Annotated in this window: 13 protein-coding genes; 7 read left to right on the top strand and 6 right to left on the bottom strand. The window is 59.1% G+C overall.

Annotated elements, in window-relative coordinates:
- Positions 1–7: 7 nt before the first annotated feature.
- The 3 genes from rimM (at position 8) to rplS (ending at position 1,943) form a co-directional block, all read left to right on the top strand.
- Positions 8–619, top strand: a complete 612-nt coding sequence (gene rimM, locus HEQ17_RS08370; RefSeq protein WP_296292311.1) for a ribosome maturation factor RimM — start codon at positions 8–10, stop codon at positions 617–619.
- 26 nt (positions 620–645) lie between these two features.
- A complete protein-coding gene (gene trmD, locus HEQ17_RS08365; protein WP_296292310.1) occupies positions 646–1,443 on the top strand; it encodes a tRNA (guanosine(37)-N1)-methyltransferase TrmD in 798 nt (265 codons plus the stop codon).
- Between the two features lie 116 nt (positions 1,444–1,559).
- Positions 1,560–1,943 (top strand): 50S ribosomal protein L19, encoded by a 384-nt coding sequence (gene rplS, locus HEQ17_RS08360; RefSeq protein WP_296292309.1) that lies wholly within the window; start codon positions 1,560–1,562, stop codon positions 1,941–1,943.
- Between the two features lie 171 nt (positions 1,944–2,114).
- Here rplS and HEQ17_RS08355 read toward each other — a convergent pair whose 3' ends face one another.
- Complete coding sequence (locus tag HEQ17_RS08355; protein WP_296292308.1) at positions 2,115–4,199, bottom strand: DEAD/DEAH box helicase; 2,085 nt, start codon at positions 4,197–4,199, stop codon at positions 2,115–2,117.
- A 260-nt stretch (positions 4,200–4,459) separates the two neighbouring features.
- Positions 4,460–5,044 carry an oligoribonuclease gene (gene orn, locus HEQ17_RS08350; RefSeq protein ID WP_296292307.1) on the bottom strand — a complete coding sequence of 195 codons (585 nt, stop codon included), beginning with the start codon at positions 5,042–5,044 and terminating at the stop codon, positions 4,460–4,462.
- 94 nt (positions 5,045–5,138) lie between these two features.
- Here orn and HEQ17_RS08345 point away from each other — a divergent pair, with 94 nt between their 5' ends.
- Genes HEQ17_RS08345 through rsgA form a run of 3 tightly spaced genes read left to right on the top strand, consistent with a single transcriptional unit; the run spans position 5,139 to position 7,705 of the window.
- The gene (locus tag HEQ17_RS08345) at positions 5,139–6,398 is read left to right on the top strand and encodes a M48 family metallopeptidase (RefSeq protein WP_296292306.1); all 1,260 of its coding nucleotides are present in this window, start codon (positions 5,139–5,141) and stop codon (positions 6,396–6,398) included.
- Entirely contained in the window at positions 6,395–6,706 is a 312-nt protein-coding gene (locus tag HEQ17_RS08340; protein WP_296292305.1) for a 4a-hydroxytetrahydrobiopterin dehydratase, read from the top strand. The genes HEQ17_RS08345 and HEQ17_RS08340 overlap by 4 nt, the downstream gene beginning before the upstream one ends.
- Before the next feature lie 6 nt (positions 6,707–6,712).
- Positions 6,713–7,705: a ribosome small subunit-dependent GTPase A gene (rsgA, locus tag HEQ17_RS08335; RefSeq protein WP_296292304.1), complete on the top strand. Its 993-nt coding sequence runs from the start codon at positions 6,713–6,715 to the stop codon at positions 7,703–7,705.
- A gap of 30 nt (positions 7,706–7,735) precedes the next feature.
- Here rsgA and HEQ17_RS08330 read toward each other — a convergent pair whose 3' ends face one another.
- Together HEQ17_RS08330 and HEQ17_RS08325 are read right to left on the bottom strand one after the other, a co-directional pair.
- Positions 7,736–8,698 carry a CobD/CbiB family protein gene (locus tag HEQ17_RS08330; protein ID WP_296292303.1) on the bottom strand — a complete coding sequence of 321 codons (963 nt, stop codon included), beginning with the start codon at positions 8,696–8,698 and terminating at the stop codon, positions 7,736–7,738.
- Entirely contained in the window at positions 8,695–9,399 is a 705-nt protein-coding gene (locus tag HEQ17_RS08325; protein ID WP_296293704.1) for a CoA pyrophosphatase, read from the bottom strand. The genes HEQ17_RS08330 and HEQ17_RS08325 overlap by 4 nt, the downstream gene beginning before the upstream one ends.
- Before the next feature lie 209 nt (positions 9,400–9,608).
- On the opposite strand from HEQ17_RS08325, the gene HEQ17_RS08320 reads away from it, so the two are divergent.
- Positions 9,609–10,508 carry a hypothetical protein gene (locus HEQ17_RS08320; RefSeq protein ID WP_296292302.1) on the top strand — a complete coding sequence of 300 codons (900 nt, stop codon included), beginning with the start codon at positions 9,609–9,611 and terminating at the stop codon, positions 10,506–10,508.
- A 120-nt stretch (positions 10,509–10,628) separates the two neighbouring features.
- Here HEQ17_RS08320 and HEQ17_RS08315 read toward each other — a convergent pair whose 3' ends face one another.
- Positions 10,629–11,636 carry a class 1 fructose-bisphosphatase gene (locus HEQ17_RS08315; protein ID WP_296292301.1) on the bottom strand — a complete coding sequence of 336 codons (1,008 nt, stop codon included), beginning with the start codon at positions 11,634–11,636 and terminating at the stop codon, positions 10,629–10,631.
- A gap of 42 nt (positions 11,637–11,678) precedes the next feature.
- Positions 11,679–14,390, bottom strand: coding sequence for an aminopeptidase N (pepN, locus tag HEQ17_RS08310; protein WP_296292300.1), 2,712 nt, complete (start codon positions 14,388–14,390; stop codon positions 11,679–11,681).
- Between the last annotated feature and the right edge of the window lie 26 nt (positions 14,391–14,416).

Raw genomic sequence — 14,416 nt, 5'->3', positions numbered from 1 at the left:
TGTGGTCATGCTCCCACCTTTGGAAACAGCCCCATTGCCGGCTGACGCCATCGAAATCGGGCGCATCACCGATGCCTGGGGCATCAAAGGCTGGTTCAAGGTCATGCCCTACAGCGCCTCGCCTGAGGCGCTTTTTTCTGCCAAAAGCTGGTTTTTGTTGCCTCCCGATCGGCCCATGAAGCCTGCCCGGGTGACGGCCAACACGACACCCGCCCAGGCTGCCTGGAGCGAGCCTTTGCTGCTTGAGGTCAAAGAAATCAAGGATCATTCCGATAACTTGGTGGCCAGTGCAGAGGGGGTGCCGGATCGCAACACGGCCGAAGCCTTGCGTGGTTCTCGTATATTTGTGTCGCGCTCGAGCTTTCCGGCCGCGTCTGAGGGTGAGTACTATTGGGTCGATCTGATCGGGTTGCAAGTGATTAACCGCGAAGGTGTGGTTCTGGGTCAGGTGCGCGACCTCATGTCCACCGGACCACAAACCGTGCTGCTCATAGAAGCGGCCCCCGAAGCCGAAGGCGGCAAGCCGGTCGAGCGCATGATCCCGTTTGTCTCGGTTTTCGTCGATGGTGTGGACTTGCCCGGCCAGCGCATCACGGTCGACTGGCAACCCGACTACTGATCTGCCCCGGCCGTGGAGGGCCATCCATGCGCTTTGACATCATCACCCTGTTTCCGGAGCTGTTTGCGCCGCTGTTGACTGGCGGCATCACGCGTCGTGCCTACGAGACTGGCTTGGTCGAGGTGCATTTCTGGAATCCCCGCGACCACGCCGAGGGCAATTACCGCCGTGTCGACGACCGGTCTTTTGGTGGTGGACCCGGTATGGTCATGTTGGCCGAACCTTTGTTCAAATGTCTCGCCGCCGTCCGTGCTGCGCGCCAGGAAGTCATTCCCGCGCCTTTGGTGCTGTTTTCTCCCATTGGTACGAAGCTGAACCATGCTGTTGTCGAGCAGTGGTCGGGCAGCGCGGGTGCTGTGTTGTTGTGTGGTCGCTATGAAGGCCTGGACCAACGCTTCATCGACCACCATGTCGACCAGCAAATCAGTCTGGGTGACTTCGTGCTTTCGGGAGGCGAAATTGCCGCCATGGCGATGCTCGACGCTGTGGCCCGTTTGCAGCCCGGGGTGCTCAATGACGAGGGTAGTCACCGGTTGGACAGCTTTAACCCAGCATTGCATGGTTTGCTGGACAGCCCGCACTTCACTCGCCCCGAGGTTTGGCAGGGCCATGCCGTGCCGGCCGAATTGCTGTCGGGACATCATGCCCAGATTGCTCGCTGGCGGCGTGAGCAAAGCCTGCGCCTGACCGCCGCGCAGCGTCCGGACTTGCTGGTGCAAGCCCGTCTGTCGGGCTATCTGAGCCGTCAGGATGAAGCCTTTCTGATGCAGATTTCGCTGGACCCGCCTGCAGCCGACGGCGGAGCGGGTTCGAAAAAGCTATAATCTAGGGCTTTTCGATCCTCTACCCGCCGCGATCTGGTTCAGTTGTGCGCTTGCATGGCCTTTACAACACAGAACGCCCCTTGTGTAGCGAGGCATGATCGGACGGAGTTCAAAAAATGAATTTGATTCAAACTCTTGAGCAGGAAGAAATTGCCCGTTTGGGTAAAGTGATTCCTGAATTTTCCCCCGGCGACACCGTGATCGTCAGCGTCAACGTGGTGGAAGGTGCGCGCAAGCGCGTCCAGGCCTACGAAGGTGTTGTCATCGCCAAACGTAACCGTGGCTTGAACAGCGGCTTCACCGTGCGCAAGATCTCCAGTGGCGAAGGCGTAGAACGTACCTTCCAAACCTACAGCCCCGTGATCGCCAGCATCGAAGTCAAGCGCCGTGGTGATGTTCGCCGCGCCAAGCTGTACTACCTGCGTGACCGCAGCGGCAAGTCGGCACGTATCAAAGAAAAGTTGCCTCAGCGCAAAGCAGCTCCTGCTGTCAAAGCGTAAAGCCTTTTCGGTCATGCGAAAAAACCGCCCGGGTTTGCGCCCAGGGCGGTTTTTTTATGGGCGCCTCAAACGGTCACCGATTCATCCGTTACCCCATGAAAAAAGGCCTTGCCTGTGAGGGCAAGACCTTTGAGAGGCTATTGAAGTTCTGGGGTCTACCCTGGAGAACCCTTAACCGCGCGTGATTTTCAGCACGCGGGTGCTGCCACGCTTGCCTGCAGGGCCTTCACCTGCGGCATGGGGCTTGAAGTTGCTGGCACCAAACTGCTTGGGGCCCCGGGCAAACTTGTCACCGGCTGCGCCGCGTGGGGCAGGGCGGGCGGCGTTCCGGTTGTCGCTGCCACGGTCTTCCCAGCGGCCACCTTGACGTGGGCCATCTTGGCGCGCGTCTTGGCGCGGGGCAGGGCGGCTGTCGCCCTTGTCCCAGGGGTGTGCGGGTGCGGCACGTTGCTCAAAGCGGTTGCCGCCACGGTTGTCACCACGGGGAGCGTCAAAACGGCCCCCTTCTTTGCGCTGGTCGAAGCGGGGTTCTGCGCGTTGTTCAAAGCGGGGCTGCTCGTCGCGGAAGTTGCCACGCGGGGCGCGGTTGTCAAAACCACCGCCCGCATTGTCGCGGTCACGGTTGCCACCGAAGTCGCGGCCACCGGGGGCGGAACGGCCACCACGGAAACCACCGCCTGCGTTGGCGTAATTGCGCTCGCCACCAAAGCGGTCACCGCCACGGCCCATGGGCTTACGGGCTTCGGGCACGCGCACTTTGGGCTCCAGGCCTGGAATCACTTCGGCCTTGAACGGCTGGCGTGTGTAGGACTCGATGTCACCGATTTTGCGGCGGTCACGGATTTCGGCAAAGGTCACGGCCAAGCCATCGCGGCCAGCGCGGCCTGTGCGACCAATGCGGTGGGTGTAATCCTCGGCCTTCATCGGCAAGCCGAAGTTGAAGACGTGGGTGATGGTGGGCACGTCGATGCCGCGAGCGGCGACGTCGGTCGCGACCAGAATCTGGACCTGGCCGTTGCGCAGCGCCATCAGTCGGCGGTTGCGCATGCCTTGGCTCAAAGCGCCGTGCAGGGCCACGGCCGAGAAGCCGTCTTGCTGCAGGTCGGCAGCCAAGCCGTCGCATTCGATTTGGGTGCTCGAGAAAACGATGGCCTGGTCGATCGTGGCGTCACGCAACCAGTGGTCAAGCATCTGGCGCTTGTGTTGGACGTTGTCGGCCCAGAACAGCACCTGTTTGATGTTGTGGTGCTTTTCTTGGGGGTTGTCGATCTGGATTTTCTGGACCGAAGAACCGCCGTCGTGCATCACACGCATGGCCAGTTGCTGAATGCGTGGCGCGAAGGTGGCGCTGAACATCATGGTCTGGCGGCGCTGGCTGGTCATGTCGTTGATGTCGGCCAGGTCGTCCGAGAAGCCCAGGTCGAGCATGCGGTCGGCTTCGTCCACCACCAAAAACTGCACCTTGTCCAGCTTGATTTGCATGGAGCGCTGCAGGTCGAGCAAACGGCCAGGTGTGGCCACTACCAGGTTGGCGTTTTGCAGCTTGGCAATTTGCAATTGGTATGGCATGCCGCCGACCACGTTGGCCACGCGCAGACCGCGCGTGTGCTTGACCAACTCGATGGCGTCTTGCGCCACCTGTTGGGCCAATTCACGTGTGGGGCACACGATCAGGGCGCCGGGGGCGGGAGCCTTGAAGTTGCGTGGGTTGGTGGGGTCTTTGCGCTTGGCGCGTTTGGGTGCGGGCTCGCCTTTGGCGGCAGCGTCGGCGCAGGCTTGGTCAAATTCAGCCCGTTCAGTGGCTTCTTGCTCGGCCATTTGCTGGATCAGCGTGTGCAGCACTGGCAACAAGAAGGCGGCGGTTTTGCCGCTACCAGTCTGGCTTGAGACCATCAGGTCGGTGTAGCCATTGGATTGGCCATCTTTGGAGCCACCCGCTTTGGGCAGGGCCAAAGGAATGGCGCGCAATTGGACGGCGGTGGGCTGGGTGTAGCCCAGATCGGCTACAGCTTGCACCAGCTCAGGGGCCAAGCCCAGCTCAACGAAGCCGTTGGGCACATCTGCGATGGCTTCAATTTCTTCGGCCTCTTCGGCGTCGACTTCAGGTACTGCGTCGGCGGTGATTTCAGCCGCTGCAGCGACCATGATTTCAGTGGCCAAATTGGTCGGGGCTGCTTGTGCAGTTGACTCGGTGGCGATGGATGTGATTTCGGCAGGCGACAAGTCGTCCTGCACTGTGTTCAAAGTGTCGGTCATGTGTATGTATAAAACTCGCACGGAACAACGGCCGCTAACAGAAAACTGTTGCTGATGGCCGCAGGCACCGCAAGGTTGAAAAAACATCAACCATCAAACGGTGCTCGCGAGTGGCGCTGGGCGTGGAGCCTGGCCGCTGTGAGTGACCCTATCGTTGGGTCAAGGCATGAAGGGAGATGTATGAAACGCTGCACCTTTGTGCAGCGATCCCGCCATTATGGCACGGATCAGAAAAATCGCTAGGGTTTTCCCTGAAAAGATCACAAACGGATGAAATGCTCGCGGTAATGTGCCAGCTCGTCGATCGATTCGTGCACGTCGGCCAGGGCGGTGTGCTTTTGCTGCTTTTTGAAACTGGCATACACCTCGGGCTTCCAGCGGCGAGACAACTCTTTGAGGGTGCTCACATCCAAATTGCGGTAATGGAAAAACGCATCCAGCTTGGGCATGTACTTGACCAAGAAGCGCCGGTCCTGGCTGATGGTGTTGCCGCACAGCGGTGAACTGTTTTTGGGCAAGTACATTTTCAGAAAGGCCAGGATCTGGGCTTCGGCATCGGCTTCGCTGGTGGTCGAGGCCTTGACCTTGTCGATGAGCCCACTTTTGCCGTGGGTGCCTTTGTTCCACTTGTCCATTTGGTTCAGCAGTTCGTCGCTTTGGTGAATCACCAGCACAGGGCCTTCTATGCGGGGCCTGAGGTGCGGGCCGGTCACGATGACGGCGATCTCCAGCAGACGTTCTTTTTCAGGGTCCAGGCCCGTCATTTCGCAATCGATCCAGACCAGGTTCTGGTCGGATTTGGGCAGCTCTGCGGCTTCAGGGGTGTGGGAGTTCGCATCAGACATCCAAGGATTGTCGCCGATGCCATGAGCCCTTGGCTATGGGCTTGAATCGCGGTGCCCCTCACGGCACCCAAGGTGCGGCTTCTACAATGGCGGCATGAATGCATCCCTGACTTTGACCCTGACGCTGGTGGTGGCCTTGTTGGCCCATGTGGCGCTCAAGTTCTGGCTGAACGTCCGCCAGGTGCGGCATGTGGCCTGCCACCGCGGTGCGGTACCTGTGGCTTACGCCGACACCATGGCTTTGGCCGACCACCAAAAAGCGGCCGATTACACCTTGGCCAAAGCCAGGTTGTCGCAAATCGACATCGCGCTGGATGCCTCCGTGCTGTTGGGCTGGACACTGCTGGGCGGGCTTGATGCGCTCAATCAGCTGCTTTTGGACTGGATGGGGCCCAGCATGGCGCAGCAAATCGCGCTGGTGCTGTGCTTCATGCTGGTCGGTGGCCTGATCGGGCTGCCTTTGTCGCTGGTGCAAACCTTTGGCGTGGAGCAGCGATTTGGCTTCAACAAGATCACGCCTGCCTTGTGGTTGGCCGATTTGGCCAAGGGACTGGTGTTGGGTTTGGCGTTGGGCCTGCCGCTGCTGTGGGTGGTGCTGTGGCTCATGCAAGCCGGGGGCGCGTGGTGGTGGCTTTGGGCCTGGGGTGTGTTGGTGATTTGGCAATTGTTTTTGATGGCGATTGCCCCCAATGTGATCATGCCGCTGTTCAACAAATTCACGCCCCTGGAAGACGAGTCGCTCAAGACCCGCGTGCAGGGCCTGATGCAACGCGCGGGCTTCACCGCCAAAGGGTTTTTTGTGATGGACGGCAGCCGCCGCTCGGCGCATTCCAATGCGTTTTTCACAGGCTTCGGAGCCAGCAAGCGAGTGGTTTTTTTTGACACCTTGCTCAAGCAACTGAGCCCAGCCGAAATGGAAGCGGTGTTGGCCCATGAGCTGGGCCATTTCAAGCACAAGCACATCGTCAAAATGATGATCACCAGTTTTGCCATGACGCTGGCGGGGTTGGCGCTGCTCGGCTGGTTGGCGCAGCAGGTCTGGTTTTACACCGGCTTGGGCGTGATGCCCAACCTGTCGGGCAGCAACGATGCGCTGGCGCTGGTTTTGTTCATGTTGGTCACGCCTGTCTTCACTTTGTTCTTCGCGCCCGTGTCGTCCTGGCGATCGCGTCAGCAAGAGTTCGAGGCCGATGCCTATGCGGTGTCGCAAACGCCAGGCCAAGACTTGTCTTCGGCCTTGCTCAAGCTCTACCAAGACAATGCTTCGACTCTGACACCTGATCCGTTGTACGTGAAGTTTTACTATTCGCACCCGCCGGCCAGCGAACGTCTGCTGAGGATGAAAACTGGATGAGTGCCCCGGAAGTTCGTGCCCTCAAACCTACCGAGGTGATCATGGCGCTGAGTCAAATTTCGGGCTGGGGCTTGTCGGGTGATGGTGAAAACGTCACCATCGAAAAGACCTTTGAGTTTGCCGAGCACACACACGCGCTGTTGTTCGTCAACAGCATGGGCTGGTTGTCTGAAAAGATCCACCACCATCCCGAATTGTTGCTGACCTACCGCCGCTGCGTGGTTCGTTGGAGTACACACGATGTGTGCGGCTTGAGTCGGCTGGACTTTGAGGCGGCAAGCCAAACCGATGCTTTGTTACCGGCATGAACGGGCATGAATAAACCCCAAGCTTGTCCGGTTCTCACGCAGGCGAACGATCTGGAGCCCGGTCTGGTGGTGGCCACTTATGGCCGCCATTGCCTGGTCGAGACCCCCGAGGGCAGACGCCTGATTTGCCACCCCCGAGGCAAGAAGAACCAGGTGGTGGTGGGCGATCAGGTGCTGTGGCAAATCGCAGGCGATGAGGGCAGCATCGAAAAACTGCAAGAGCGCCGCAACCTGTTTTACAGGCAAGACGAAATCCGCACCAAATCCTTTGCCGCCAATCTGGACCGCGTGCTGATCCTGATCGCGGCCGATCCTGAGTATTCGGAGAGTCAACTCTCACGTGCCTTGGTGGCGGCCGAAGCCGAGCGCATCACACCGATCATCGCGCTCAACAAAAGCGATCTGGCGCAGCCCTTTGCCCAAGCCTGGGAGCGCCTGGCCCCTTACCGCGCCATGGGCTACAAGGTTATGCCCACCAGCCTGAGCCCCCGCAGCCCCGTGGCCGACGATGGTGTTGCGACTTTGAGTGCTCACCTCCAAGGCCTGACCACCTTGGTGTTGGGGCCATCGGGCAGTGGCAAGAGCACGTTGATCAACCGCCTGGTGCCCGATGCACAGGTGGAAACCAGTGAGATTTCGCTGGCGCTCAACTCGGGCAAGCACACCACGACAAGCACGCGTTGGTACTGGGTGCCTGTGCTCGATGGGGTTGCTCAAATGGGTACAGAAACCGGCGTTGCACGCACGGCCTTGATCGACTCCCCCGGTTTTCAGGAATTTGGCTTGCACCACATTGAGCCCACCCGCTTGGCCGATTGCATGCCCGATTTGCGAAAGCATTTGGGCGGCTGCAAGTTCTATAACTGCACGCATTTGCACGAACCCGGTTGTGCCGTGCTGGCGCAGGTGCAAACCGAACAACATCCCGGCACCATCAGCTTACGGCGATACCGTATTTATGCACAGTTGTTTGAGGAATTGAGTCGGCAGCGCTGGTAAAGGGCAGGGCGTAGCGCCTCAAGGCGGGTTTCAACCGATCAAATTGGCCATGGTGAGCAAGGCAAGCAGCAAAAGCCACATGATCATGGTGCGCCAAACCAGGCCCACCACTTGTGCAAAATGAGACTGGCTGGCGATGCGACCTGGAGTGCTGCTGCTGCCGGATAAGGTCTCGTCGTCCTCTTCTTCAGAAGAGGTCAACGCCGCGCCGCCTAGACGGATGTTGATGGCGCCAGCGGTGGCGGCAAGGATCACTCCATCGTTGTCTTGAGGGAAGTTCTGAGCGTGGTGCCGCCATCCGTCCATGGCGTCTTCAAAGCTGCCCACGATGGCAAAGCCCAATGCGGTCATGCGCGATGGCAGCCGATCCATGAATTGCCACGCCCGCAAGCTGACAGCCCCCAGCACATCACTGGCAGATGCGCCATCAGCAGCAGCCCGCTGCCAGCGGCGTTGAGCAAATTCAGTCAGGCGGTAAATGACAGCACCCACAGGGCCCAGTCCAATGATGGACAAGATCACATACCAAAAAAAGACCCCGAACACGTGGCGATGTGCGGCGATCACCGAATATTCGATCACATGCCGCACAATTTCGCTGCGGGGAATTTGCCCCACTTCCACTTGTTGCCATTGCGCCAGCAGTTCGCGGGCTTTGTTTTCGTCGCCATTGTCCAAGGCTTCCCGAATACCAGTGAAATGGTGGCTGAATTGACGGAAACCCAAGGTGGCGTAAAGCAGAGCGACGTTCCACAAAAAAGCCATCCACCAACCGAGACCCCATGCCAGCAGCCAGTGCACCAGCATGACCAACAAGGCAGGCCCCAAAATGGTCACACCCCAGGTGATCCAGGCCTGCGAACGGGCACCGGCGTCCAGGGTGCGTGCGGTCCAGATGACCCAGCGTTCGGTGTACGAAAAAACCAGGTGATCGGTTTTGAGAGGACGTACCTGCTCGAGGATAAGAGCCAGCAAGATGGCAAAAAAACTCATGTTTTTTCTCTCCTGGTTGGGTTGGCCGCCAGAAATCGGTAAAGGTTACGCAGCATGCCAGCAGTGGCACCCCAAATAAAACGTTCGATGGCTTTCACATCCCCTCGGGCATTGAACCTGTTCTCCAGATAGGGCATGGAGAACCAATGACGCTGCTGGCCTTGCCAATCCATGGTATGCCGTTGGTGGTTGGCGGGATTCATCAGAAAAGACAGTGGAACTTCAAATATGTCGTCCACCTCATCCCTGTTGGCTTGAAGTTGGCAGTCCGGCGAGACCAGTCCAATCACCGGGGTGACCCAAAAAGAAGTGCCCGTGACATAAGTGGGCAATTCACCGATGACTTGAACATGCCGCGCTTGCAGGCCCACTTCTTCTTGAGCTTCGCGCAATGCTGTGGCTTGTATGTTGGCATCATCAGGGTCGACTTTGCCCCCCGGAAATGCGATCTGGCTGGAGTGCGTTTTCATGTGAGCTGCACGTTGCGTCAATAAAACCGTTGGTGAGCACGCCTGGGGACCACGCATGACAATGGGTACCAGAACAGCCGCTTGGGCGGGGGGGCGTCCGGAAAGAAAGCTTTCCCGCACCACCTCCGGTTGCCAATCGGGCGGCTCCAAGAACCTGGCCTTCAGGGCTTGAGGCGAAAGAAGCGAGGACGCAACCGCTGGCAAATCATGGTCGATTTGGCAAATCGGCACTTGACGGGGGTCGAAGGGGGAGATTGGAGACACAGTGGGTATTTATAACCGAGATGGGTGGTTATTTTTGCTTTGCTGCAATCGACATTGTCTGACCATGATCAGACAAAACCCCTGGTTCAAGGATGATCCTGTCCATGCTCAGCCGTAAAATGAAAGTCGTTGCACTATCTAGCGACGCTATTTTTGATAAAGATACGGGGTAATTCATGAAGCGATCTATTTTTTCCCACGATGCCAGATTTGAGCGCCGATTTGGCGACCACCGCAGCGGCACTTGCATGGCTTTGATCGATGGCCGGTTTTTGATTTGGCTGGCACAGCATGGCGCCATGGGTACCACGGGCGAGTCCGTCAACAGGCAAGGTTTGCTCAGTTTGTTGTCCTTGGCCTTGTCCCAATCCGGGCTGGACGTTGATTTGCGTCGCATCTATTGGTACAGCGATCGCTCGGATGGCTTGGTGATCGACGATCAGATTGTTCGCCTGGTCCAAGCGCACGATGCCGATGGTGGTGCTTCCTTGCTGAGGTCTTTGGGACACGACCTCAAGCAATTGGCCGAACATCATGCGTGTGATCATGTTTTGGTGGCCAGCGATGATGAGCGTTTTTTGACCACCATTGATGAAGCTCAGCTTAGTGGTGTGAGTGTCCACCTGTTGGCCGATGAGTCTGCCCGCAACATGCCACAAATGGTGCGTACCGATCCAGGCTGGGCTCGCTTGTTGACCCAGGCTGATCGTCGTGTGGTGGTCAATCCCCAGGGTTTGGCCGACATGTTGCAAGGCAAGTCGCCCATCGGTATGGGCCTGGCCGTGGAGGACGTGGAAGAGCTTCGTAAATCGATGCACGAGGTGGTCGCCGCCTGGTGGTCGGAAGAACCTGAAGATTTGCGCGAAGATTTGCGAGAAGCCTTGCAGATCAGCCGGGGCATTCCCCAGGAAGTTGATCGACAGCTTTTGTTGCGCATGCGTCAGCGTCTGGCCCGTGCCTTGAGCTTGCCCGAGAAAAAAATGTTGCGCGAAACCCTTCGTGCTGTGGTCTCTGAGTCTGCCGATGCGGCGGCTGTCGTGGCGGGTGGTGCCCTTGTACAGGAAGGCGACGATTGATTGACCCGACAGGCTGTGACTCATGGCCACGGGTGCCAAAAGGCCTGAAGCAAGGGAGTGCCGAAGGTCTTTTGCAGGGTTGACAGCGGCAGCATGGCCGCAAGCGTGGTGCGTTGAGGGTTAAGTCCTGGCGTGGTATTGGGTCACGCGCTCAACTTCGTTTTTAGAGCCCAGGATCACGCTCACCCGCTCGTGCAGCTGGCTCGGTTGCAGGTCCAAAATGCGTTGCTTGCCATTGGTTGAGGCACCACCTGCTTGCTCCATCAGCCAGCTCATGGGGTTGGCTTCGTACAGCAGACGCAGCTTGCCGGCTTTTTTCGGTTCGCGCTTGTCCCAGGGGTACATGAAGACGCCGCCACGGGTCAGGATGCGGTGCACGTCGGCCACCATGCTGGCGATCCAGCGCATGTTGAAGTCCTTGCCGCGCGGGCCTTCCTTGCCTTGAAGGCATTCGTCGATGTAGCGGCGCACGGGCTCGTCCCAGTGGCGCATGTTGCTCATGTTGATGGCGAACTCTTGGGTGTCGGCGGGCACATGCACATTTTCTTGCGTGAGCACAAATGAGCCTTGCTCGCGGTCCAAGGTGAACATGGCCACACCATCGCCCACAGTCAGCACCAGCGTGGTTTGCGGGCCGTACACGCAGTAGCCAGCTGCCACTTGCTGTTTGCCGGGTTGCAAAAAGTCTTGTTCGGTGACGCCCTGCTCACCCTCCGTCTTTTTGAGCACACTGAAGATGGTGCCAATGCTGACGTTGACGTCGATGTTGGACGAGCCGTCCAGTGGATCAAACAGCAGCAGGTATTCCCCCTGCGGGTAGCGGTTGGGCACCAGGTAGATGCTGTCCATCTCTTCGGAGGCCATGGCCGCGAGGTGCCCGCCCCATTCGTTGGCTTCGAGCAGCACCTCGTTGGCAATGATGTCGAGCTTTTTTTGCACCTCGCCTTGCACATTTTCGCTTTCGGCCGTGCCCAGCACACCGCCCAAAGCGCCTTTGTTGACAGCGTGGCTGATGCTTTTGCAAGCCCGGGCCACCACTTCGAGCAGCAAGCGCAAGTCGGCTGGGATGTGGCCTTTGTCGCGTTGCTGTTCTACCAGGTAACGGGACAGGGAAATTTTGCTGCTCATGTTCATTCCTTGGGTTCGTGCGTCGAAGTCAGGAGGTGCACTTCAAGCCGCACTCAGGGCGCGGCTGATCACTTCGCGCACATCGTTCGACAAGTCGGCTTTGGCGGCCACGCGCTCGATGGCGACTTGGGCCGCGCTGCGGTAGGGCTCTGCCAGGCGGCTCCAGCGGTCCATGGCGCGGGCCAGGCGTGCTGCAACCTGCGGGTTGATGGCATCGAGCGCCAGCACCTGCTCGCTCCAATACACATAGCCTGCCGCATCGGCGCGGTGAAAACCTGCCGGGTTGGCGCTGCAGTAGCTGAAGATCAGACTGCGCGCGCGGTTGGGGTTACGCAGGCTGAAGTCGGCATGTTGCATGAGCTGACGCACACGTGGCAACACGTCGCCAGCACGGTCGGGCGCACCGGCTTGCAGGGCGAACCATTTGTCGATGACCAGCGCTTCGTGTTGGAACATTTTGTGGAACAAGGCCAAAGCATCTTGCACCAAGGCATGGCCGCTCACCACCAGTGCCGACAAGGCGTTGAAGCGGTCGGTCATGTTGTCCGCGTCCTTGAACTGCTGGAAAACGCGGCCGGGCGTGACGGCGTCACCGCTGTGCACAGCAGCCACGCACAACATGTTCATGGACAGGCCTGCCAAGGCACGGCGGCCGTTGGATTGGGCGTCGGGTGTGTAGGTGCCGTTGTGCTTGTGCGCGTCCCAGGCCCATTGCCAGTCGGCCTGCAAGACCGTGGCCAGTTTCAGGCGCATGCTCTCGCGCAGCGCATGCACGCGTTGCGGGTCCACCACGTCCAGCTGGTCGGCAATGTAGTTCTCGGACGGCAGCGTCAGCGCCAGGTCTTTGAAAGCCGCGTCCAGTTCGGGGTGGCGCAACACATTGCGCAAGGCTGCAAGCAAGGCGTCGGACAGCACAGGCTGGCCCGTCATGTCCTTGTTTTGCTGAATGGCAGCGAGCGCGCTTTGCAGCATCAGGCGCTGGCCAGCTTCCCATTGGTTGAAGGGGTCACTGTCGTGGGCCAACAAGATGAGCAGGTCGGCCGCGGACAAACCGTCTTCCAGCACCACGGGGGCGCTGAAACCGCGCAGCAAGGAGGGCACGGGTTCGCTGTCGATGTTGGCAAAGGTGAAGCTGGCGCTCTCTTCGGTCAGCACCAGGGTTTGCTGCAGGACGCTGTCGTTGGCGCCAGCCAACTGCAAGGGCAGGGCAGCGCCATCTCGGCTGAGCAAGCCCAGAGTGACTGGAACCACAAAAGGTTTTTTTTCGGTTTGGTCAGGTGTCGCTGGGCAGCTTTGGCGCAGGGTCAGGGTGTAGCTGCGTTCGTCAGCGTTGTAGTCACCGCTCGCTTGCAGGCGGGGGGTACCTGCTTGGCTGTACCAATTCTTGAAAGCGCTCAGGTTCTGGGCCAGCGCCGAGCCGGGGTTGGCGTCGGCAATGGCTTGCGCAAAGTCGTCGCAGGTCACGGCTTGGCCATCGTGGCGCTCAAAGTAGAGCTTCATGCCTTTGGCAAATCCATCGCGGCCCAGGTTGTCAGCGGGGGTGGCCACCAGCGTTTGCATCATGCGAACGACTTCCGAGCCTTTTTCGTAGATGGTGACGGTGTAAAAGTTGTTGATCTCGACATAGCTGTCTGGCCGCACCGGGTGGGCCATGGGGCCGGCGTCTTCGGCAAACTGCACCGTGCGCAGCACGCGCACGTCTTCGATGCGCTTGACGGCGCGGGCGCTGGCCTCGCCCGCCATGTCCTGGCTGAATTCCTGGTCGCGAAATACCGTCAGGCCCTCTTTGAGTGAGAGCTGAAACCAGTCGCGGCAGGTGATGCGGTTACCCGTCCAGTTGTGGAAATACTCGTGGCCGACAACACTTTCGATGTTGCCGAAATCCATGTCGGTGGCGGTGTTCGGGTTGGCCAGCACGTACTTGGTGTTGAAGATGTTCAGGCCCTTGTTTTCCATCGCGCCCATGTTGAAGTCGCTGGTGGCGACGATCATGAAGCGTTCCAGATCGAGCGGCAGGCCAAAGCGGGCTTCGTCCCAGGCCACGCTGGCCATGAGGGAGTTCATCGCGTGTTCGGTCTTGTCCAGATCGCCGGGGCGCACAAACACTTGCAGCAAGTGCTCTTTGCCGCTGCGGCTGACGATGCGTTGCTCTCGTGCGACCAGCTGACCGGCCACCAGGGCAAACAGGTAGCAGGGCTTTTTGTGCGGGTCGACCCACTTGGCAAAGTGCCGCCCATCGTCCAGCGCGCCTTGCTCAACCAGGTTGCCGTTGGACAGCAGCACCGGGTATTTGGCTTTGTCAGCGCGCAGCGTGGTGGTGTAGCTGGCCATCACGTCCGGGCGGTCCATGAAGTAGGTGATGTGGCGGAAGCCCTCGGCTTCGCATTGGGTAAAAAACGAATCGTTGCTGACGTAAAGACCCATCAGTTGGGTGTTTTTCTCGGGGTTGCAGGTGGTGAAGATTTCCAACTCGAAAGGCTCGTGGCCTTCGGGCAAGTTCTCCAACACCAGTTGGTTGCCGTCCATCTTGAACGAGGTGCCACCGCCGTTGACCAGCACACGCGACAGGTTGAGGTCTTCGCCATCCAGACGCAGGGCTTGTGCCGCCACGTCGGGGTTGCGGCGCAGGCGAATTTTGCTCAGCACGCGGGTTTTCGCTGGGTCCAGATCAAAGGTCAGATCGACCGTGTCGATCCAAAACGCCGGGGCGGCATAAGCTTCCCGGTGAATCGCGGTGGGTTGTCCTTCACGCATCACTAACTCCGTTTTTGTTGAGGTCT

The organism is Limnohabitans sp. (assembly GCF_023910625.1).
In the GTDB taxonomy this organism is placed as follows: Bacteria; Pseudomonadota; Gammaproteobacteria; order Burkholderiales; family Burkholderiaceae_C; genus Limnohabitans_A.
This window is presented reverse-complemented; position numbering and strand designations above follow the sequence as displayed.